This window comes from Xanthobacter cornucopiae, assembly GCF_043195065.2.
In the GTDB taxonomy this organism is placed as follows: Bacteria; Pseudomonadota; Alphaproteobacteria; order Rhizobiales; family Xanthobacteraceae; genus Xanthobacter.
The window spans coordinates 4,645,904-4,667,540 of the sequence record NZ_CM195531.1 but is presented as its reverse complement, the minus strand read 5'-3'; the positions used below and the strand labels follow the sequence as shown (position 1 = coordinate 4,667,540).

Sequence of the window (21,637 nt, the reverse complement as noted above, 5' to 3'; positions counted from 1 at the left end):
CAAAGGGGTTTCCATGGGCAAGGTCACCGGTTTCCTGGAGATTGATCGGCGCGAGCAGAAGTATCAGCCCGCCTCCGACCGCATTCGCCATTTCCGCGAGTTCACGCTGCCGCTGCCCGAATCCGAGGTGGTGAACCAGGCCTCGCGCTGCATGGATTGCGGCGTGCCGTTCTGCCACGGCCCCAACGGCTGTCCGGTGCACAACCAGATCCCGGACTGGAACGATCTCGTCTATCGCGGCGAGTGGGAAGAGGCGGTGCGCAACCTGCACTCCACCAACAATTTCCCCGAGTTCACCGGCCGCGTCTGCCCCGCCCCCTGCGAGGAAGCCTGCACCCTGAACCTGGAGGACATGCCGGTCACCATCAAGACGGTGGAGCAGTCCATCGCCGACATGGGCTGGAAGAAGGGCTGGATCCGCCCCGAGCCGGCAGCGGTGAAGACCGGCCGCAAGGTGGCGGTGGTCGGCTCCGGCCCGGCGGGCCTCGCCGCCGCCCAGCAGCTCGCCCGCGCCGGCCACGAGGTGCATGTCTATGAGCGCGAGCCCAAGGCCGGCGGCCTGCTGCGCTATGGCATTCCCGACTTCAAGATGGAAAAGAAGCACATCGACCGCCGCGTGGCGCAGATGGAGGCCGAGGGCGTCACCTTCCATTACGGGGTGAACGTGGGCATCACCCACCCCCTCCAGGCGCTCATCGACGGCCATGACGCGGTGCTGCTCGCCGGCGGCTCCGAGGCCCCGCGCGATCCCCGGCTGACCGGCCAGGAGTTCGAGGGCGTGCACTTCGCCATGCCCTATCTGGTGCAGTCCAACCGCCGCGAGGGCGACGAGGACATCCGCGAGCTGCCGATCCTGGCCGCCGGCAAGCACGTGGTGGTGGTGGGCGGCGGCGACACCGCCTCCGACTGCGTCGGCACCGCCTTCCGCCAGGGCGCCCTGTCGGTGACCCAGCTCGACATCCGCCCGGTACCGCCCACCAAGGAAGACAAGCTGGCGGTGTGGCCCTATTGGCCCACCAAGTTCCGCACCTCCTCGTCGCAGGCTGAAGGCGCCGAGCGCGAATTCGCCTGCGCCACCCTCGGCATCGAGGGGCGCAACGGCCGCGTCACCGGCGTGAAGTGCGCCCGCGTGGACGCCAAGCGCCAGCCCATCGCCGGCACCGAGTTCGTGCTGCGCGCCGACCTGGTGTTCCTGGCCATCGGCTTCGCCCATGCGGTGCATGAGGGCATGCTGACCGACACCGGCGTCGCCATCGACAAGCGCGGTAATGTGGCCGCCGACGACGAGAACTATGCCACCTCGGTGCCGAAGCTGTTCGCCGCCGGCGACATGCGCCGGGGCCAGTCGCTGGTGGTGTGGGCCATCCGCGAGGGCCGGCAGGCCGCCCGCGCCATCGACGAGGCGCTGATGGGCGCCACCACCCTGCCGCGCTGAACGCGCACACCGGCGCGCACCCGCGCCGGCCCCCTGTGCTCCGGGCCTGCATTGCCTCCGCGATTGGGAGTGCAACGCAGGCCTTGGCGTTTCAGGGTACCAGGGATCACAGGCATTCCGCCGCTGCCGCGCCCCGACAGAGGTCCGCGGCAATTCCGGACTGGCGCACGGCCCGGGCGGGCAGAGTCTCTTTCATAAGCGCCCCCGAAGCCCGCGCCGGAGGAGCGGCCCCACAAGCGCAGGCTCCCGTTTGGGCCGAAGTCGCGGCCCATGAAGCCGTGGCGCTTGAAGTCGCGGAACCTCGAAGGGGTGGCTCTCGAAGGGGTGGGCCTGGGCGTCACGCCTCCCGCGCGGCCTCGCGGCGATAGGCCCCCGGGCTCTTGCCGGTCCATTTTCGGAAAGCGCGGTGGAACGCGCTCGGCTCGGAAAAGCCGAGATCGCCGGCGATGGCCGCCACCTCCCGTCCGCCGGTGGCCAGCGCGGTCACGGCGAGCGCCCGGCGCAGCTCGTCCTTGATGTCGCGGTAGGTCTGGCCCTCCATCCGCAGCCGGCGGCGCAAGGTGGGCTCGGGCATGCGCAATTGCGCGGCCAGCGCCGCGAAGCTGGGCCATGCCGGCGGCGGTGTCGCCCGCAGCCGCGCGCGCACCTTCGCCACCAGCCCGGCGTCATGCCGGTAGCGCACCAGGATGTTGGACGGCGCCCGGCGCAGGAAATCGCGCAGCGCCCGTTCGTTGCGGATGGCCGGCAGCTTCAGGAAATCGGCATCGAAGGCCAGCCGGCTCACGGGCTGGGCGAACCGAACCGGAGCCCCGAAGAACAACCGGTAGTCGGCGCCATGGGCCGGCGGCCCGCAGCGGAAGTCCACCTGCCGCAAGGGGATGCGACGGCCCACCAGCCAGCAGGTGATGCCGTGCACGATGATCCAGAAGGTGCGGTAGGCGAAGGCCGAGCGCGGCGCCCCCGCGTCCTTCAGCACGATCTGGGCGAGCCCGTCCGCCACCACCAGCTCACCGCACGGGTCGTCGAGCACCAGCCGCAGGAAGCGCAGGGCCCGCTTCAGCGCCTGCTCCAGGGTCCGGGCGGAAAGGATGGCGTGGCACAGCAGCGTGTAGCTGCCGCAGCGCATGGGCCGCGCGCCCTCGCCGAAGAACTCGTCGTCGATGGCCTCGGCGATGGCCAGCCACAGCGCCCCGTAACGCTCCGCCGACACCGCCCCGGTGACCACCGCCGGCAGGCCCGCGCGCGCCAGCAGCGCCGTCTCGTCGATGCCGCGCCGGCGCAGGCACTGCAGCGCGTCCTCCACGAAGCCGGGCGAAATCATCCCCCGTTCCATGTCTCCTCCCCGCGTCCGCGCCGGCGGCCGCCATGGCCAAACCGATCATTATTTTAGTCTCCTTTGGTCATCGCATGCCACCCGCGATCGTCGCTAGATCGGGCCAACACAAAGCGGCTCCCGCCCATCCGGAAGCAGGGAGCCAATGGAGGAGCCACATGGCCGAAGCCATCACACCCGCGCCAACCCATGCCGAGGCCGTTCGCGCGTTCCGCCTCACCGATGTCGCGGCCCTGCTGGAGGGCGACCTGGAGACCGGCGTCAACGCCTGCGTGGAGTGCTGCGACCGCCACGTGGCGGCGGGCGGCACCGCCCTCGACTGGGAAAGCGCCGACGGCCGCCGCGCCAGCTACACCTTTGCCCAGATGCAGGCGCTCTCGGCCCGCTTCGCCAACCTGCTCACGGCCCTGGGCGTCCAGCCGGGCGACGTGGTGGCCGGCCTCCTGCCGCGCACGCCGGAGCTGCTCATCACCATCCTCGGCACCTGGCGGGCGGGGGCGGTCTACCAGCCTTTGTTCACCGCGTTCGGGCCGAAGGCGATCGAGCACCGGCTGAAGACCTCCGGCGCGCGGCTGGTGGTCACCGACACCCACAACCGGCCCAAGCTGGACGAGATCGAGAAGACGCCCAAGGTCGCCGTCGTCACCCGGCCGGGCGACCCGGCGCCGCGGGTGGACGACCTGGACTTCCACGCCGCGCTCGCCCGCGAGGCGGCGGACTTTGCGCCAGTGCCGCGCAAGGGCTCCGACCTGTTCCTGATGATGTCCACGTCCGGCACCACCGGCCTGCCCAAGGGCGTGCCGGTACCGCTGAAGGCGCTGCTGGCCTTCATCATCTACATGCGCGACGCGGTGGACCTGCGGCCGCAGGACAAATTCTGGAACATCGCCGATCCCGGCTGGGCCTATGGCCTTTACTACGCGGTGACCGGCCCACTGCTGCTGGGCCACGCCACCACCTTCTATGACGGCCCCTTCACCGCCGCGAGCACCTACGACATCATCCGGCGCCACGGCATCACCAACCTTGCCGGCGCCCCCACCGCCTACCGGCTGCTGATCGCCGCCGGCCCGGAGGCGGCTGCCAGCGTGAAGGGCCAGCTGCGCGTGGTCTCCAGCGCCGGTGAGCCGCTGAACCCGGAGGTGATCCGCTGGTTCGCCGCGCACCTCGACGCGCCCATCCACGACCACTACGGCCAGACCGAGCTGGGCATGGTGGTCAACAACCACCATCGCCTGAAGCACGAGGTCCACCCCGGCTCGGCCGGCTTCGCCATGCCCGGCTACCGCATGGTGGTGCTGGGCGAGACCGGCGAGGAACTGCCGCCCAACGTGCCTGGCGTGCTGGCCGTCGACATGAAAAACTCGCCGCTTTTGTGGTTCACCGGCTACTGGCGGCAGGACACGCCGGCCATGGCCGGCGGCTATTACCGCACCGGCGACACGGTGGAGCTGGAAGCCGACGGCCGCATCAGCTTCGTCGGCCGGGCGGACGATGTCATCACCTCGTCCGGCTACCGCATCGGCCCGTTTGACGTGGAAAGCGCCCTCATCGAGCACCCGGCGGTGATCGAGGCGGCGGTGATCGGCAAGCCCGACCCGGAGCGCACCGAGATCGTCAAGGCGTTCGTGATCCTGCGCGCCGGCGTGGAGCCCGGCGAGGCGCTGGCGGAGGAACTGCGCCAATATGTGAAGCACCGGCTCTCGGCCCACGCCTATCCGCGCGAGATCGAGTTCAGGACCGAGCTGCCGAAGACACCCAGCGGCAAGCTCCAGCGGTTCATGCTGCGCAACCAGGACGCCAACAAGACCAAGGACAGCGCCTCCTGACCGGGGCGCTGCAAGAAGGGGGGAATTCCATGCAGATCAAGGATCGCGTCTTTCTCGTCACCGGCGCCGGCTCCGGCCTCGGTGCCGCGGTGTCCCGCCTGCTGGTGGGCGAGGGCGCCCAGGTGGTGGGCCTCGACATCAACCCGGCGGCGGGCGAGGCGGTCGCCACAGAGTTGGGCGCGGCGTTCCGCTTCCAGAAGGCGGACGTCACCAGCGAGGCGGACGGCCTGGCCGCCATCGCCCTGGCGAAGGACGCCTTTGGCCATGTCCACGGCCTGGTCAATTGCGCCGGTGTGGCGCCGGGCGAGAAGGTGGTGGGCCGCGAGGGCCCGCACCGGCTGGACAGCTTCGCCCGCGCGGTGTCCATCAACCTCGTCGGCACCTTCAACATGCTGCGGCTGGCGGCCGATGCCATCACCAAGGAAGAGCCGGGCGCGGATGGCGAGCGCGGCGTCATCATCAACACCGCTTCCATCGCCGCCTTTGACGGGCAGATCGGCCAATGCGCCTATGCCGCCTCCAAGGGCGGGGTGGCGGCCCTCACTCTGCCGGCGGCGCGCGAGCTGGCGCGGTTCGGCGTGCGGGTGGTGACCATCGCCCCGGGCATCTTCGAAACGCCCATGATGGCGGGCATGTCGCAGGAGGTGCAGGACGCTCTCGGCAAGAGCGTGCCCTTCCCGCCCCGGCTCGGCCGCCCGCCGGAATATGCGGCGCTGGTCAAGCATATTCTGGAAAACACCATGCTGAACGGCGAGGTCATCCGCCTCGACGGCGCCCTGCGCATGCCGCCGCGCTAGGTCTTGCGGACCCATCTGAGAACAGAAACGACGCGTCTTCTTCGCACGGCGGCTTTTTCGCACGCGCAAGAAGGCTCCAAGCACAGGGATGAAACACCATGACGGCTTCTGATCCCATCGTCATCGTCGGCTCTGCCCGCACCCCCATGGGCGGCTTCCAGGGCGACTTCAAGGACGTGAACGCCTCCACCCTCGGCGCCGCCGCCATTCGCGCGGCGCTGGAGCGGGCCGGCCTGTCGCCGGACCAGGTGGAAGAGGTGGTGTTCGGCTGCGTGCTGCCGGCCGGCCAGGGCCAGGCCCCGGCGCGCCAGGCGGGCCTGGGCGCCGGCCTGCCTTTGTCGGCGGGCGCGACCACCGTCAACAAGATGTGCGGATCGGGCATGAAGGCGGCCATGTTCGCCCACGACCTGCTGCTGGCGGGCTCGGCGAACGTGGCGGTGGCGGGCGGCATGGAGAGCATGACCAACGCCCCCTATCTCCTGGACCGCGCCCGCGGCGGCTATCGCATGGGCCATGGCCGGGTGCTGGACCATATGTTCCTCGACGGCCTGGAAGACGCCTATGACAAGGGCCGGCTGATGGGCACCTTCGCGGAGGATTGCGCGCAGGCCTACCAGTTCACCCGCGAGGCCCAGGATGCGTTCGCCATCGCCTCCCTCACCAAGGCGCAGAAGGCCATCACCGACGGCTCGTTTGCCGCCGAGGTGGTGCCGGTGACCGTCAAGGCCGGCAAGAGCGAGCGCGTGGTGGCCACCGACGAGCAGCCGCCCAAGGCCAAGCTGGACAAGATCCCCACCCTGAAGGCCGCCTTCCGCGATGGCGGCACGGTGACCGCCGCCAATTCCTCGTCGATCTCGGACGGCGCGGCCGCCCTGGTGCTGATGCGCCGCTCGGAGGCGGAAAAGCGCGGCCTGACCCCGCTCGCCACCATTGTCGGCCATGCCACCCACGCCCAGGCGCCCAACCTGTTCACCACCGCCCCGGTGGGCGCCATCGAGAAGCTGGCGGTGAAGACCGGCTGGGATCTCAAGGGCGTGGACCTGTTCGAGGTCAATGAGGCGTTCGCCGTGGTGCCCATGGTGGCCATCAAGGATCTCGGCTTGCCTGAGGACAAGGTGAACGTGCATGGCGGCGCCTGCGCGCTCGGCCACCCCATCGGCGCCTCGGGCGCGCGGGTGATGGTGACGCTGCTGGCGGCGCTGCAGAAATACGGCCTGAAGCGCGGCATCGCCTCACTGTGCATCGGCGGTGGCGAGGCGACCGCGGTCGCCATCGAGCGCCTGAACTGAGCCACCGCACGCCCACCAGCCGATGATGCCCTCCCCCCTCCGGGGGAGGGCCTTTCGCCGACCACAAGAACAAACCTGCCGGGGAAACCGCCCATGATCCTCACCGAGACCCAGACCGAGATCCGCGACGCGGTGCGCGCCTTCGCCCAGGGCCGCCTCGCCCCCGGCGCCGCCGCCCGCGACCGCGCCCACGCCTTTCCCGCCGCCGAGCTGAAGGAGCTGGGCGACCTCGGCTTCCTCGGCATGCTGGTGCCGGAGGAATATGGTGGAGCGGCCACCGACCTCGTGTCCTACGCCCTGGCGCTGGAGGAGATCGCGGCGGCGGACGGAGCCTGTTCCACCATCGTCTCGGTGCACTCCTCGGTCGGCTGCGGGCCGATCGTGAAGTTCGGCACCGAGGCGCAGAAGCAGCGCTTTTTGCCCAAGCTGGCGTCGGGCGAATGGATCGGCGGCTTCGCCCTCACCGAGCCGCATACGGGCTCGGATGCCGGCGCCATCCGCACCCGCGCCCGGCGCGAGGGCGATCATTATGTGCTGAACGGCGCCAAGCAATTCATCACCTCGGGCCAGAATGGCGATGTGGTGATCGTGTTCGCGGTCACCGACCCGGATGCGGGCAAGAAGGGCATTTCCGCCTTCATCGTGCCCACCGACACCCCCGGTTATGAGGTGGCGCGGGTGGAGGAGAAGCTGGGCCAGCATTCCTCCGACACCTGCGCCCTCGCCTTCACCGACATGCGCCTTCCCGAAAGCCTGCGCCTGGGCGCGGAGGGTGAGGGGCTGAAGATTGCGCTCGCCAATCTGGAAGGCGGGCGCATCGGCATCGCCGCCCAGTCGGTGGGCATGGCGCGCGCCGCGTTCGAGGCGGCGCGGACCTACGCCAAGGAGCGCGTCACCTTCGGCAAGCCCATCATCGAGCATCAGGCGGTGGCCTTCCGCCTCGCCGACATGGCCATGCGCATCGAGGCCGCCCGGCAGATGGTGCTGCACGCCGCGTCGCTGCGTGAAGCCGGTCTGCCCTGCCTCACCGAAGCCTCCATGGCCAAGCTGTTCGCCTCGGAAACGGCGGAGCAGGTGTGCTCGGCGGCCATCCAGATCCACGGCGGCTACGGCTATCTCAACGACTTCCCCGTGGAGCGCATCTATCGCGATGTGCGCGTGTGCCAGATCTATGAGGGCACCAGCGACGTGCAGCGCATCGTCATCGCCCGCAGCCTCTGAGAGGCACGATCCGCGCCGGACATCCCCCCGGCCACGGCGCGCCAACGCCGGGGCGGGGATCCGCGCGCGCCACAGAAACCGCATGAACAACACCAGGCTCGCCATCAAGGCTGGCCGGAGGACACGCCAGATGACCGAATTTCCCCCCGCCACCGAGCCGCCGAAAGGGCCGCTCGCCGGCATTCGCGTGGTCGATCTCTCCCGGCTCGCGCCCGGCCCCTATTGCACCATGCTGCTGGCCGATCTCGGCGCCGAAGTGATCGTGGTTGGGGGCGGGCGCGCCGGCGTCGCCATTCCCGAGCTGTCGCGCGGCAAGCGCTTCATCTCCCTCGACCTCAAGTCCCCGGCCGGACGCGAGGCGCTGCATGCCCTGGTGAAGACCGCAGACGTGCTGGTGGAAGGCTTCCGCCCCGGCGTCGCGGCGCGCATCGGCGCCGCCTATGCGGAAGTGTCCGCGCTCAACCCCAAGCTGGTCTATTGCGCCATCACGGGCTTCGGCCAGGATGGCCCGCGCGCCAAGGAGGCGGGGCACGACCTGACCTATCTGGCGCTCTCCGGCGTGCTCGGGGGCCTGGGGCCGAAGGACGGGCCGCCCAGCCCGCCGCTGAACCTGGTGGCGGATTTCGCCGGCGGCAGCATGGTGGCTGCCATCGGCATTCTGGCGGCGGTGATCGAGGCGCAGCGGTCCGGGCGGGGCCAGTTCATCGACGCCGCCATGATCGATGGTTCGCTCTCGCTGATGGCCATGCACCTGCCGCTGTGGCGCACCCCCCACTGGCCGGCGCGCGGCGACGGCCTGCTGGCGGGCGACAAGCCGTTCTATCGCTCCTATGCCTGTGCCGATGGCCGCTATATCGCCGTGGGCGCCCTGGAACGGGGCTTCTTCGAGACGCTGTGGCGCACCCTGGACCTGGGCGCAGTGCCCGACCACATGGCCGCCGCCAACTGGCCCGAGATCGAGCATCGGCTGGCGGCCACCTTCCTCTCCCGCCCGCGTGACGCGTGGGCCGCCCTGTTCGCCGGAACCGACGCCTGCGTCGCCCCGGTGCTGGAGCCGCACGAGGTGTGGGACGACCCCCATATCGCCGCCCGCCACCCCACGTCGGGCCCGCACGCGGTGCCGGCCGTGCCGCGCCTGTCGCGCACCCCCGCCGTCGCCCACCCCCTGGACGAGACCGACCAGAGCCGCGCCATTCTGGGGGCGCTGGGCCTCTCCCCGGCGCAGATGGACGCGGCCATTGCGCCTGTGGACCCCGACGGGCGCACCGGCCTCGACTGGCCGCCGGCGCTGCGCTGACACGCCCGCGCCGACGCTCTCGGGAGGACCCGCGCGGGCCCTCCCCGCCCCACACTCCGTCGCCTTGCGCCTGTCCTGAGCCAGGCCATCGGGCGGCCGCCTGCGAAAGTCGCCGGCCAGCGGTCCACCGGCCGAAGGGGGGACGGCCAAAAGCGGGGGACGGCCAAGGGTCTGAGCCATTTCGCCGCCCTTGTGGCGCCGCCCCCGCCGGCCTTAAACAGGCGCAGGCGGTACAGGAGCGCCGACGCCCACCGGACCCCAGCCGGGCCGCCCCCCCTCATATTTTCTCAGGATGTTGCCCGATGTCGAACCGTCTCGATGATATCTATACCGAGCCTGAGGATTTCTCCCCCGACACCCTCGCCAATCTCGGCCCCCTGCGCCGCCTCGCCGGCACCTGGCAGTCCGACACCGGCGTGGACGTGAACCCGAAGGCCGATGGCCCGGAGCGGCGCGTGTTCAGCGAAGTCGTCCGGATGGAGCCCATCGACCCGCAGACCAACGGCCCCCAGCTGCTCTACGGCCTGCGCTACCACGTCCACATCACCGCGCCGGGCGAGACGGGCACGTTCCACGACCAGGTTGGCTATTGGCTGTGGGAACCGGCGACCGGCCTCATCATGCAGACCATCGCCATCCCGCGCGGCCAGGTGGTGCTGGCCGGCGGCACCGCCGGCGCCGACGACACCACCCTGACGGTCGAGGCCCGGCGCGGCGACACGCGCTTCGGCATCGCGTCCACCACCTTCCTGGAGGAAGCCTTCCGCACCGATTATTACCGCATCGACATCACCTTCAACGCCGATGGAAGCTGGACCTACGTGACCCGCACCGATCTTGCGATCCGCGGGCAGCTGCCGGCGTTCAACCACACCGATACCAACACCCTGCGCCGCATCCTGCGCCCGCGCCCCAACCCCATGGCGGCCCCGCAGCTGGAACCCGCCGAGGCCTGACCCGCCCGCGCCACGCCGGCGGGCCGCAGAGGCGGGCGGGGTGATGGGGCCGATGGAGGGCGCGGATGAAGTCGGCGGGTGGCGCGACCCGGCAGTGGCGCCCCCCTCGGCCCGGCCGCCGGATCGGCGCCGCGCGCTCCCGCCCGCGCCCCGGCGCACGGGGGGGGCCCCGGGGCTCTCTCGTCCCGCCCGGATCGCCGAGGGGCGTCGCCTCGCCTCTCCACCATGGGAATCGCGCGGGCGCGCCCTATTGCTGCGCCCGCCCGCTGAGCATTTCCGCCACCGCATCGCCGATGGCCAGGGCGCTGGTGAGGCCGGGGGATTCGATGCCGAACAGGTTCACCAGCCCCGGCACGCCATGGGCGGCCTCCCCCTGCAGGACGAAATCCGGAGCCTCGCCCGCCGGCCAGTCGAGCTTGGGGCGAATGCCGGCATAGCCGGGCAGCAGGTCGTCGTCGCGCACCTCCGGCCAGTAGCGGCGGATGGAGGCGAGGAAGGGCGCCCGCCGCGCCGGGTCTACCCCATAGTCCAGCCGCTCCACCCATTCCACATCGGGCCCGAACCGCGCCTGCCCGCCGAGATCCAGGGTGAGATGGGTGCCGAGCCCGCCCGGTTCCGGCACCGGATAGATGAGGTGGCGAAACGGCACCTTGCGGGCGCAGGTGAAGTAATTGCCCTTGGCGAAGCGGGGGCGCGGCACGAAGCGCGCATCCAGCCCGCCGATCCGCGCGGCCACCGCCGTCGCCGCCAGGCCGGCGCTGTTGACCAGCAGCCGGCACCCCAGGGTGAGCGGGCTGGCGCCACCGGCGCTCACCCGGAAGCCCGTTTCGCTCGCCTCCGCACGGACGAACGGCGCAGCCAGCGCCACCATGCCGCCCGCCGCCTCCAGGTCACCCCGCAGCGCCAGCATCAGGCCGTGGGAATCGACGATGCCGGTGGAGGGGGAGAACAGCGCCGCATGAACGGACAGCGCCGGTTCCAGAGCCCGCGCCCCGGCCGCGTCGAGCAGGCGCAGGTCATCGACGCCATTGGCGGCGCCGGTCGCCTTCAGCTTCTCCAGATAGGCCACCTCGTCGGGCGCGGCCGCGACGATGAGCTTGCCCAGCCGCGACACCCCCACCCCATGGGCGGCGCAATAGTCGTAGAGCGCCTGGCGCCCCGCCACGCACAGCCGCGCCTTGAGGCTGCCGGGATCATAATAGAGGCCGGCGTGGATCACCTCCGAATTGCGGGCGCTGGTGCCGGTGCCAATGGCGCTCTCCGCCTCCAGCACGATCACTTCGCGCCCCTCCTGCGCCAGGGCGCGCCCCACCGCGAGCCCGACCACCCCCGCCCCCACGACGATGCACTCCACCCGATCCATGTCCGCACGATCCATGTCCGCGCACCCCGACAGACTCAGCCCCTGTGCGCAGCATAGTCCGGAGCCGGGCGGAATCGAGCGCTCCGCCATGCCGGTGCGGCCGGGGCAGGGTCAGCCGCCAGGCCGTGCGCGGGTGAAGCACACCTTCCGGCCCTCCACCTCGCCCACGCCCACCGGGCGGCCGTACAGGCGGGTGAGGTTCTCCGCCGTCAGCACCTGCGCCACCGGCCCCTGGCGCATGAGCGTGCCCTCGCGCAGCATCGCCACATGGGTGCCCACCGCGAACGCCTGATCGGGGTGGTGGGTGGAAAACAGCACGCCCAGCCCCTCCGCCGCGACCGCGGCGATCAATTCCAGAACCTTATCCTGATTGGCAAAATCCAGGCTGGCTGTGGGCTCGTCGAGCACCAGCAGGCGCGGGCCCTGGGCGAGCGCGCGGGCGATCAGCACCATCTGCCGCTCGCCGCCGCTCAGGGCCGTGAAGGCGCGATCGGCCAGACCGCCCGCGCCCACCCGCGCCAGCGCCGCATCGGCCGCCATCCGGTCGGCGGCGTCGGGCTGGGCGAACAGGCCGTGGCGCGCCGCCCGGCCCATCAGCACAATTTCGCGCACGCTGAAGGCGAAGCTCGCCGGCGCACTCTGCGGCACGAAGCCGATGACCCGCGCGCGCCGCGCCGCATCCCATCGCGCCAGGGGCTCGCCCTCCACCGCCACGGCGCCGCCGAGGGCCGGCTTGAGGCCCACCAGGGTCTTCAGCAAGGTGGTCTTGCCGCCGCCGTTGGGCCCGAGCAGGCACAGCACCTCGCCGGCCTGGAGCTGGAGGCTGACCCCCTGGCCCACCGGCCGGCCGTGATGGCCGAAGGCGAGATCGCGCGCCGCGAGCACCGCCATGCTCAGCCCCAGCCCCGGCGCGAGGTGGCCAGCAGCCACAGGAACACCGGAGTGCCCACCAGCGCGGTGAGCACCCCGAGCGGGATTTCCACGGTGCTCACCCCGCGCGCCACGGTGTCCACCGTCAGCAGGAAGCCGGCGCCCATCAGCGCCGCCACCGGCGCCACCCGCGCGAACGCCGGGCCCACCACCAGCCGCGCCAGATGCGGCACCACCAGCCCCACCCAGCCGATGATGCCGGCGATGGACACCGCCGTGGCCGTGAGCAGGGTGGCGGCGAGGATGACGATGGCGCGCACCCGCCCCGCCTCCACGCCCAGGGCGCGGGCCTCCTCCTCGCCCAGGGTCATGATGTCGATGCGCCAGCGCAGCAACAGCAGCGGCGTGAGGCCGGCGAGCAGGGCCGGCCCGAGCAGAACCAGTTCCTTGCGCCCCGCCCCGGCCAGCGAGCCGAGCAGCCAGAAGGTGATGGCCGGCAGCTGGTTGTAGGGGTCCGCCAGCACCTTGAGAATGGAGATGCCGGCCGAGAACAGGGTGCCGATGACGATGCCGGCCAGCACCAGCACCAGCAGCGGCTCATGCCCGCGCACCAGATGGGCGACGCCATAGACGGTGGCCACCGCCGCCAGCCCGCCGGCGAAGGAGGCCGCCTCCACCCCCGCCACCGGCAGCGCCAGGAAGATGCCCAGCACCGCCCCCAGCGCCGCGCCCGAGGACACGCCGAGAATGTCCGGCGACACCAGCGGATTGCGGAACAGGCTCTGATAGGCGGCGCCCGCCGTGGCCAGCGCCGCGCCCACCCCCATGGCCGCCAGGATGCGCGGCCCCCGGATGTTCTCGATGACCGCCACCACGACCCCCGCGGGCGCGGCGCCGAGGCCCAGGCGCCACCGGGCCCAGCCCGCCAGCGCCTCCCCCCCCACCGGATAGGCCCCCACCGCGAACGCCAGCGCCGCCAGCAGCAGAAGGCCGGCACACCCGGCGGCGAGGGGCGCGCGGCGGAGCGCGGCGGCGACGGGAGGGCTCATGCGGCGGCGCTCATTGGAAGCGTGCATCCTTCATCAGCCCGTCCAGCTCCGCGTCGGTGAGGGCATGGTGATAGAACAGGCGGTAGAACTCCTTCGCCGCGCCGCGCAGGTCGATGTCCATGATGGCGGGGTGCAGCAGGGTGGCGAGCCAGACCACGCCGATGACGCGGTTGACCGACGGCGGATAGTCCACCCAGGGAAACGGCAGCTGCGGCGCCAGCACCACTTTGCCCGTCGTCACCGCCCGCAGCTCCCGCCACGCGGGGTCGTCCCTCATGCGGGCGAAGAAACCCGGATCGAGCGCCACGATCACGTCCGGGTCGAACGCCAGCAATTGTTCCATGGAGACGGTGACGAGGCTGCCCGCTCCCAGCGCCTCGCCGACCACGTTGCGCCCGCCCGCCGCCTCCACCGCCTCCACATTGATGGCGCCGGCCCGCGCGCTCTCCAGGCCGGTGGTGCCGCGGGCGAGATAGACCTTCGGCCGGTCGGCTGCCGGCACGCCCTGGAGCCGCGTGGCGATGGCGCCGAGCTGCCCCGCGATCCAGTCCGCCCGCTCGGCCCCGGCGGCGGCCACGCCGAGGGCCGCGCCCAGCGTCCGATAGGTGCCGGGCAGCGCCGTGAGCCGGCCGTCGAGCAACAGCACCGGAATGGACGTGGCCTGCTGCACCCGCTCGGCCAGCGATACATAGGTGCCGGAGGTCATGCCGATGTCGACGATGAGATCCGGCCGCCGCTGCAGCACCGCTTCCAGATTGGCATCGCCGCCACGCCCGGCCAGCCAGCCCAGCACCGGCTTGTCGGCCTGCGGCCCGAGAAAGGCGAGCGCGGCGGGCGCGGGCCGCAAGGTCCAGCCCACCATCCGCTCCGGCGCCAGGGAGAACAGCACCAGGCCCGCCGGCGGGCCGGCCGGAAACACCCGCTCCACCTGGGCCGGCACCGCCACCACCCGGCCGGCGGCGTCGGTCACCGCCTCCGCCTGCGCCGCGCGCGCGCCGGGCCAAGCCCCCAGAACGCCCGCCAGCAGCAGCGCCGCGAGCCCGGCGCGCCGTCGCAAAGGTGCCCCGCCCATGTTCCCCTCCGCCGCCGTGATTTTGAGCCTTCGCTATATGCCAATGGATATTGAAATGCGCGCCAGATTCGCGCCATGGCTCCGTCAAAACGCCGCACCAGACCACCTCTGCCGCAGATATGGCATATTTTTATCATTTATAATCAATATGATAATAAGTTTCGCCATATTTCTTACCGGAAGGTGATTGCCCTTCGTCAGGTTACAGTTATATACACCTAGATATAGCGATGAGCGGGACCCGGGTGCCGTGTTCCGGCTGTGTCCAGCGGACGTCCGCCGTCGGTCGTGTTGCCACGCCTGGGGCCGCCAGTTTCGGCCCGCAGCCTTTATCTGTGGGATTTTCCATGCGCAGGATTGCTCTTCGCGCGACGGCATCGTCGCTCGCGCTGCTGGCGGCCGTCTCCGCCGCCGAGGCCCAGCAGGCAGCCAGCACCAGCCCGGCCATCGCGGCCGACACCGCCGCCACGGTGTTCGAACTGGGCCAGATCAACGTGGTGTCTGCCAGCGCCAGCGAGTATTGGGAGACATCCGGAGCCGCCATCTCCGAGGTTACCCTCAGCAATGAGGAAATGTACACCTTCAACCGCAACCGCCTGGACGACGCCTTGACCTTGGCGCCCGGCGTGGCGGTCTCCTCCGGCGGGGCCCGCAACGAGCCGACGGTCTCCGTGCGCGGCTTCAATCTGTGGCAGGTGCCGGTCTCCATCGACGGCGTGCGGGTTTACCTGCCGTACGACAACCGCCTGGATATCAGCCGCTTCGTCACCCCGGACCTGTCCGAAGTGCAGGTGCAGGAAGGCTATGTCTCGATCCTGAACGGCCCCGGCGGCATGGGCGGCGCCATCAACCTCGTCACCCGCAAACCCACCCGCGCGGTGGAAGGCGAGGTGCGGGCCGGCGTCGGCCTCGGCAACACCGGCACCTATACCGATTTCAACAGCACCTTCTCGCTGGGCACCCGGCAGGAGGGCTATTACCTGCAGGCGACCGGCGCCTTCGCCGATTCCGACGGCTTCTTCCTGCCCAGCGGCTTCACCCCGCTCAACCCCTGGGCCGAGGACGGCGGCCGGCGCGATCACTCCGAATCCCAGGACTGGCGCATCAACCTCAAGGCCGGCTTCACCCCCAACGCCACCGACGAATATACTCTGAACTACACCGTGCAGCAGGGGGAGAAGGGCACCCCCTACGACATCTGGCACAATGTGCGCACCCCCGACGGCTGGAAGGGCTGGGCCGACGCCAACCAGGGCCGCAACTGGACCTGGCCGCAGTGGAACTGGCAGACCCTCTATTTCCTGTCGAAGACCGCTATCGGCGACAAGACCTATCTCAATACCCGCTTTTACAACACCTGGTTCGACAACACCCTTGCCGCCTACGACAACACCGCCTTCCAGACACAATATCAGCGCGGCTTCAACTCCTATTACAATGATGAGAGCTTCGGCACCGACCTGGAGCTGGTGCACGAACTCCACCCCCAGGACACCATAAAGGGCGTCTTCACCTATCGCCGCGACAGCCACGCCGCGCAGAACGAGAACACGCCCGGCTTCGGCACCACGGTTTGGGACCCCACCATCAAGCAGTCGGAAGCGGTTCTGTCCTTCGGCGTCGAGAACACCGTTCACTTCACCAAGAACTTCGACTTCGTCGCCGGTGTCAGCTACAATTACCGCAACCTGCTTCTGGCCGAAGACTATGGAAACATCAACGGCAGCGGCAGCCAGCTCTACAGCCACCCCCTGACCACCGACGACACCCTCGACTGGCAGTTCGCCGGCATCTATCGCTACAGCGACACCGGCCAGGTGAACGCCTCGGTGTCGAGCCGCACCCGCTTCCCCACCCTGTTCGAACGCTTCAGCTCCCGGTTCGGCTCCGCCGTCGCCAACCCCACCCTGCAGGCCGAGCGCGCCACCAATTACGAGCTGGCCTGGCGCGACACCTTCAACAAGACCCTGGCGCTGGGCGCCTCGGTGTTCTTCAACCAGGTCACCAACCTCATCCAGAGCGTCGACACCGACGTCTGGAGCGTGGCCAACGACACCTGGATCACCCAGAACCAGAACGTCGGCACCAGCAACAACACCGGCTTCATCCTGAAGGCCGAGTGGCAGGCCACCGAAACCCTGATCCTGGGCGGCAACTACACCTATATTCACATCGACCTGAACTCACCCATCATCGACATCGAGCCCCTGGGCACGCCGGAGCAATATGCCTTCCTCTACGCCAAGTGGAAGGCGTGGCAGAACCTGACCCTGATCCCCTCCGCCACCTTCTCCGCCTCGCGCTGGACCAATCCATCCTTCGGTTCGCTCAGCTATGTGCGCACCGCCGGCTACGGCCTCGCCAACCTCACGGCCGAATACCAGTTCAATCCCCAGACCACCTTCTCGGCCGGGGTGCAGAACATCTTCGACACCCAGTACGAGACCGAGTGGCTCTATCCGCAGGCCGGCCGCAACTACTTCATCAACGGCCGCGTGGTGTTCTAAACTGCCGCGGATCAGCGGTAGAACAGGCCCACCCGGTCGCCGTCCACGTCCATCACCGCGATGTCCATGTCGTAGATGGCGCGCAGCACCTCGGGGCGCATCAGCGCGGCGGGCGGGCCCTGGAACGCCAGGCGCCCGTCCTTCATGGCGACGATGCGGTCGGCGTGGCAGGAGGCGAAGTTGATGTCGTGGAGCACCACCACCACCGTCTTGCCCAGCTCGTCGGCGGCCCGGCGCAACAGGCGCATGGTGGCGGCGGCATGCTTCATGTCGAGATTGTTCAGCGGCTCGTCCAGCAGCACATAGTCCGTATCCTGGGCCAGCACCATGGCGATGAAGGCCCGCTGGCGCTGGCCGCCGGACAATTCGTCCAGGAAACGGTCGCGCAGCGCGACGAGATCCACATAGCCGATGGCCCGCTCGATCATCTCCCGGTCGGCGCCGGTGAGGCGGCCGCCGGAATGGGGAAAGCGGCCGAACGCCACCAGCTCCGCCACCGTCAGGCGCGGCGTCACCGCATTGGCCTGCCGCAGGATCGCGAGGCGGCGCGCCAGGGCCGCGCCCGGCAGGGTGGCGACATCCTCCCCATCAAGGGTGACGCGCCCGCCGCTCGCCGGCATCAGCCGCGCGACGATGGAAAGCAGGGTGGACTTGCCGGCCCCGTTCGGCCCCACCAGGGCGGTCAAGCCCCCCGGCGGCAGCGACAGCGACACCTGGTCGAGCACCCGCGCGGCGCCATAGGACTTGGAGAGGGTGTGGATCTCGATCACGTGCGGTCCCTCCGCAGCAGCAGCGCGATGAACACGAGCCCGCCCACGAACTCGATCACCACGCTCAGGGTGGCGCCAAGGTTCAGCAGGCGCTCAAGCACCATCTGCCCGCCGGCGAGGCAGATCACCGCCAGCAGCACCGCCGCCGGCAGGGTGTAGCGGTGCCGGTCGGTGCCCACCAGGTGATAGGCGAGATTGGCCACCAGCAGGCCGAAGAACAGCACCGGCCCCACCAGCGCCGTGGAGACCGACACCAGCACCGCCACCAGCGCCATCAGCAGCGCCACCACCCGGCGATAGTTCACCCCAAGGTTGATGGCCGTCTCCCGCCCCAGGGACAGCACATCCAGGGTGGGCGACAGGTGGAAGGCGAGCCCGCTCGCCACCACGATCACCACCACCGCCAGCGGCAGCAGGGTGGTATCCACGGCGTTGAACTGGGCAAACAACAGCCCCTGCAGGACGGCGAAGGCATTGGGGTCCAGGATACGTTGCAGCAGGCCGGCGAGCGAGCGGCAGAGCACCCCGAACACCACGCCGGTGAGCAGCAGCAGATGCAGGCTGTTGCGCCCGTCGGCGAACAGCAGGCGGAACAGGGCGAGCGCCGCCGCCACCATCACCAGCGCCTCCACCAGGAAGCGCCCGCGCGGGTCGAAGGCCAGCACCGCCTGGGCCCCCAGCGCGAACACCAGCAGCGTCTTGAACACCACGAACAGGGCATCGAAGCCCATCACCGCCGGGGTGAGGATGCGGTTCTGGGTCAGCGTCTGGAACACCACGGTGGAGACCGCCACCGCGGTGCCCACCATCACCAGCCCGGCGAGCTTGGTGCCCCGGAAGCCGAGCACGAAGCCCCAGTTGCCGCGCACCCCCACGGTCAGGAAGGCCAGCATGGACAGCAGGGCGAGGCCCGCGAGCACCAGCAGCACCCGCGCCGGCCGCCGGGAGAGGAGATTAGCCAAGCCGATAGCGCCGCCCGAGCAGAAGAAAGAGGAAGCCGGCGGCGCCCAGCACGCCCGCCACCGTGCCCACCGGGATCTCATAGGGAAAGCGGATGAGGCGTCCGACGATGTCGCAGCCCAGCAGGAACACCGCCCCGGACACGGCAATCCACGGCAGGGTCCGGCGCAGGTTGTCGCCCAGCACCAGCGCCACCACGTTGGCGACGATGAGGCCCAGGAACGGCACCGTGCCCGCCGTCACCACGCACGCCGCCGTCACCAGCGAGACCACGACGAGCCCCAGCGCCACCACCCGGCCATAGTCGAGCCCGAGATTGGTGGCGAAGGCATCGCCCAGGCCCGCCACGGTGAAGCGGTCCGCCGCCAGATAGGCCACCAGCGCCAGCGGCACGGCGATCCACAGCAGTTCATACCGCCCGCGCAGCACGCCGGAGAAGTCACCCGTGGTCCAGGCCGCCAGCGCCTGCAGCAGGTCGAAGCGATAGGCGAGGAAGGTGGAGGCGGATTCGATCACCCCGCCGAGGATCAGCCCCACCAGCGGCACGATGAGGGTGGTGCGAAACGCCAGCCGCTCGACGATGCGCAGGAACAGGAAGGTGCCGGCCAGGGCGAACAGGGCCGCCACCAGCATCTTCGCCAGCATCGGCAGTTCGGGCGCCAGCAGCATCACGGTGACCAGCCCCAGCCGCGCCGCCTCGGCGGTGCCGGCGGTGGTGGGCTCCACGAAGCGGTTGCGGAACAGCATCTGCATGATGACCGCGGCGACCCCCATGGAGAGGCCGGCGAACACCAGGGCCAGCGTGCGCGGCAGCCGGCTGGCCAGCAGCAGCAGCAGCCCATCCCCCTCCGCCCCCGGCCGCAGGGCCGAGAGGCGCAGGTCGCCGACACCGATGAACAGGCTCGCCACCGCCAGCGCCAGCAGCAGGGCAAGCGCGGCGGCGAACGCCACGGGCCCGGCGCGCCGCCGGACCGGCGCGGACGCGCTCATTTCCCGGCCCCACCCTTCGCCTGACCCTCCAGCGCGTCGGCGAGGCTTTCCGTGATCTCCACCGTGGCCCGTCCGCCACCGCCCGCCACATACCAGCGCGCCGCATCCAGATAGACGATGCGGTCGGTCCGGGCAGCCTGAGTGGCGGCGACGATGTCGTTGTCCAGCACCGTCCGGGCGGCGACGGCGGCGCGGCCAATGGCGGCGTCGCGGTCGAGCACCAGCAGCCAGGCGGGATTGGCCTTCAGAATGTATTCAAAGGAGATCACGTCGCCGTGCGTGTCGCCCTCCTTGCCGGCCGCCACCGGCGCGAGGCCGAGGTCGCCATAGATCCAGCCGAAGCGCGAGCCGGCGCCATAAGCCGACAGCTTGCCGCCGGCGACCATGATCATGAGCACGCGCCCGGCATCCGGCGCCGCCGCCTTCACCCGCGCCCGGGCGGCGTCGAGCCGCGCCGTCAGGGCCTGCGCCGGCTCGGCCTTGTCGAACAGCCGGCCCAGGGTCTCCACATTGGCCCGGGTTCTGTCCAGGAAGTGGCCGGAATCGACGGTGAGGTCGATGGTGGGGGCGATCTTCGCCAGCTCGGCATATTTGGCCGCCGAACGGCCGCCGATGATGATGAGGTCCGGCGCCGCCGCCGCCACCGCCTCGTAATCCGGCTCGAACAGGGTGCCGACCTTCAGGTAGCGGTCGTCGCGATACTTGGCGAGGAAGTCCGGCAGGTTCGCGCCCGGCACGCCGAGCACCTCCACCCCCAGCGCGTCCAGGGTGTCGAGCGCGGCGGGGTCGAACACCACCACCCGCTTCGGCGGCTCGGCGAGCACCGTCTCGCCCCGGGCGTGCTGCACGGCGACAGGTGCGGCCAGGGCCGGCGCCGCGGACAGCGCCAAAACCGCCGCCAGCAGCACCGCCAAGGACACCGTCAGGAGCGCGAGTACCACCCGCGCCAAGGGGCGCCGCCGGGTCCCGCGCGCACTCGCGCCCGTCCAGACGACGGCGTCGCGGAGGCGCCGCGATCCGGGGGCGGCGGACGGAGGGGCAACCGAGACCGCAGAATAATTCAAATTAGAATAAATAAAAATAGCGCTCATATCGACTCTTCAACCCAATGAATGCAGCTCTCCGCGAACCATATAAATGTTCTGCATCCGATCTGCATTCATACTGTCATCTTACAACGCGCGCATGGCGTCAAGATCGGGCGACAAATGTACCGCATGGGGTCGAATACAGTGGATGACGCAACCCTTCCCCAGGGGATGCCCCATCGTCGACGAACCGCCTCGGTCGATGGACACGCGCGGCGGGCAGGCGGCCACCGGGTGGCGAAGGCGGACTGCGGGCCGGCGCACGGCGGCCGCGCCCATTCCCAGACACCGCCCCTGTCCGCCGCCTTGCCCATTCCTCCCCCCGCGCCCGGCGCGGCGGGCACACCAACGACGGCCACGCGGCCGGCCTGCCGTGTGGCCAAAGCCGTGCAGCCAAGGACGTGCAGCCAAGGACGTGCAGCCAAGGACGTGCAGCCAAGGACGTGCAGCCAAGGACGTGCAGCCACGGGCGCGCCGGCGCACCCGTGGCTGGCTTCAGCGCCGCACGCCGGATTTCAACACCTCCAGCTCGGCACGGGCCCAGTGCTCGCGGTCCTTGCCGTCCGGACATCCCTCCTCGCGCCAGATGGCGCGGGCGCGCCGGCGGATCTGGTCGCGCTCATGGAACGAAAGGCCATCGGCCGCCACCGGCGGGGGCGGACCGGCCTGCGGACCCTGGGTCTCAACGGCGTCGTTCATGCGCATCCTCCTCTCGCGCGCCCCGGCTGCCGGATCATGGCGCGAACCGCCTGCGGCGGCCGAGGCTCCACCCCCCTGAAACGACCGGACCCGGCCACCGGTTCCCAGCCGC

18 protein-coding genes are annotated in these 21,637 nt (G+C 70.4%); 8 read left to right on the top strand and 10 right to left on the bottom strand.

Going from position 1 to position 21,637, the window contains the following annotated elements; all coding sequences use genetic code 11:
• The first annotated feature begins 13 nt into the window (after window positions 1–13).
• Window positions 14–1,435 carry a glutamate synthase subunit beta gene (locus V5F53_RS20565; RefSeq protein WP_393995517.1) on the top strand — a complete coding sequence of 474 codons (1,422 nt, stop codon included), beginning with the start codon at window positions 14–16 and terminating at the stop codon, window positions 1,433–1,435.
• Between the two features lie 337 nt (window positions 1,436–1,772).
• On the opposite strand, the gene V5F53_RS20560 is transcribed toward V5F53_RS20565, so the two are convergent.
• Window positions 1,773–2,768 (bottom strand): AraC family transcriptional regulator, encoded by a 996-nt coding sequence (locus V5F53_RS20560; protein WP_393995516.1) that lies wholly within the window; start codon window positions 2,766–2,768, stop codon window positions 1,773–1,775.
• 158 nt (window positions 2,769–2,926) lie between these two features.
• On the opposite strand from V5F53_RS20560, the gene V5F53_RS20555 reads away from it, so the two are divergent.
• The 6 genes from V5F53_RS20555 to V5F53_RS20530 all read left to right on the top strand — a co-directional run bounded on the left by V5F53_RS20555 (window position 2,927) and on the right by V5F53_RS20530 (window position 10,157).
• On the top strand, window positions 2,927–4,597 hold the full coding sequence (locus V5F53_RS20555) for an acyl-CoA synthetase (protein ID WP_393995515.1): 1,671 nt from the start codon (window positions 2,927–2,929) through the stop codon (window positions 4,595–4,597).
• 29 nt (window positions 4,598–4,626) lie between these two features.
• Window positions 4,627–5,394 carry a 3-hydroxyacyl-CoA dehydrogenase gene (locus tag V5F53_RS20550; RefSeq protein WP_393995514.1) on the top strand — a complete coding sequence of 256 codons (768 nt, stop codon included), beginning with the start codon at window positions 4,627–4,629 and terminating at the stop codon, window positions 5,392–5,394.
• 98 nt (window positions 5,395–5,492) lie between these two features.
• The gene (locus V5F53_RS20545; RefSeq protein ID WP_393995513.1) at window positions 5,493–6,683 is read left to right on the top strand and encodes an acetyl-CoA C-acyltransferase; all 1,191 of its coding nucleotides are present in this window, start codon (window positions 5,493–5,495) and stop codon (window positions 6,681–6,683) included.
• 93 nt (window positions 6,684–6,776) lie between these two features.
• Window positions 6,777–7,904 (top strand): acyl-CoA dehydrogenase family protein, encoded by a 1,128-nt coding sequence (locus V5F53_RS20540; protein ID WP_393995512.1) that lies wholly within the window; start codon window positions 6,777–6,779, stop codon window positions 7,902–7,904.
• A 130-nt stretch (window positions 7,905–8,034) separates the two neighbouring features.
• On the top strand, window positions 8,035–9,201 hold the full coding sequence (locus V5F53_RS20535; protein ID WP_393995511.1) for a CaiB/BaiF CoA transferase family protein: 1,167 nt from the start codon (window positions 8,035–8,037) through the stop codon (window positions 9,199–9,201).
• A gap of 302 nt (window positions 9,202–9,503) precedes the next feature.
• Window positions 9,504–10,157 carry an FABP family protein gene (locus V5F53_RS20530; protein ID WP_393995510.1) on the top strand — a complete coding sequence of 218 codons (654 nt, stop codon included), beginning with the start codon at window positions 9,504–9,506 and terminating at the stop codon, window positions 10,155–10,157.
• Window positions 10,158–10,404: 247 nt separating this feature from the next.
• On the opposite strand, the gene V5F53_RS20525 is transcribed toward V5F53_RS20530, so the two are convergent.
• The 4 genes from V5F53_RS20525 to V5F53_RS20510 form a co-directional block, all read right to left on the bottom strand.
• Window positions 10,405–11,520, bottom strand: a complete 1,116-nt coding sequence (locus V5F53_RS20525) for an NAD(P)/FAD-dependent oxidoreductase (protein WP_393995932.1) — start codon at window positions 11,518–11,520, stop codon at window positions 10,405–10,407.
• Between the two features lie 111 nt (window positions 11,521–11,631).
• The gene (locus V5F53_RS20520; protein WP_393995509.1) at window positions 11,632–12,411 is read right to left on the bottom strand and encodes an ABC transporter ATP-binding protein; all 780 of its coding nucleotides are present in this window, start codon (window positions 12,409–12,411) and stop codon (window positions 11,632–11,634) included.
• A gap of 2 nt (window positions 12,412–12,413) precedes the next feature.
• A complete protein-coding gene (locus V5F53_RS20515) occupies window positions 12,414–13,439 on the bottom strand; it encodes a FecCD family ABC transporter permease (RefSeq protein WP_393995508.1) in 1,026 nt (341 codons plus the stop codon).
• Window positions 13,440–13,449: 10 nt separating this feature from the next.
• A complete protein-coding gene (locus V5F53_RS20510; protein WP_393995507.1) occupies window positions 13,450–14,511 on the bottom strand; it encodes an ABC transporter substrate-binding protein in 1,062 nt (353 codons plus the stop codon).
• A 347-nt stretch (window positions 14,512–14,858) separates the two neighbouring features.
• Between V5F53_RS20510 and V5F53_RS20505 the strand changes: the two genes are divergently transcribed.
• Window positions 14,859–17,018, top strand: a complete 2,160-nt coding sequence (locus V5F53_RS20505) for a TonB-dependent receptor plug domain-containing protein (protein ID WP_393995506.1) — start codon at window positions 14,859–14,861, stop codon at window positions 17,016–17,018.
• An 11-nt stretch (window positions 17,019–17,029) separates the two neighbouring features.
• Here the strand turns inward: V5F53_RS20505 and V5F53_RS20500 are convergent, their stop codons facing one another.
• The 5 genes from V5F53_RS20500 to V5F53_RS20480 all read right to left on the bottom strand — a co-directional run bounded on the left by V5F53_RS20500 (window position 17,030) and on the right by V5F53_RS20480 (window position 21,525).
• On the bottom strand, window positions 17,030–17,788 hold the full coding sequence (locus V5F53_RS20500; RefSeq protein WP_393995505.1) for an iron ABC transporter ATP-binding protein: 759 nt from the start codon (window positions 17,786–17,788) through the stop codon (window positions 17,030–17,032).
• Window positions 17,785–18,681: an iron chelate uptake ABC transporter family permease subunit gene (locus tag V5F53_RS20495; protein WP_393995931.1), complete on the bottom strand. Its 897-nt coding sequence runs from the start codon at window positions 18,679–18,681 to the stop codon at window positions 17,785–17,787. The genes V5F53_RS20500 and V5F53_RS20495 overlap by 4 nt, the downstream gene beginning before the upstream one ends.
• 61 nt (window positions 18,682–18,742) lie before the next feature.
• Window positions 18,743–19,738, bottom strand: a complete 996-nt coding sequence (locus tag V5F53_RS20490) for an ABC transporter permease (protein WP_393995504.1) — start codon at window positions 19,736–19,738, stop codon at window positions 18,743–18,745.
• Complete coding sequence (locus V5F53_RS20485) at window positions 19,735–20,688, bottom strand: siderophore ABC transporter substrate-binding protein (RefSeq protein WP_393995503.1); 954 nt, start codon at window positions 20,686–20,688, stop codon at window positions 19,735–19,737. The genes V5F53_RS20490 and V5F53_RS20485 overlap by 4 nt, the downstream gene beginning before the upstream one ends.
• A gap of 633 nt (window positions 20,689–21,321) precedes the next feature.
• The gene (locus V5F53_RS20480; protein ID WP_393995502.1) at window positions 21,322–21,525 is read right to left on the bottom strand and encodes a DUF2934 domain-containing protein; all 204 of its coding nucleotides are present in this window, start codon (window positions 21,523–21,525) and stop codon (window positions 21,322–21,324) included.
• Window positions 21,526–21,637: the final 112 nt, after the last annotated feature.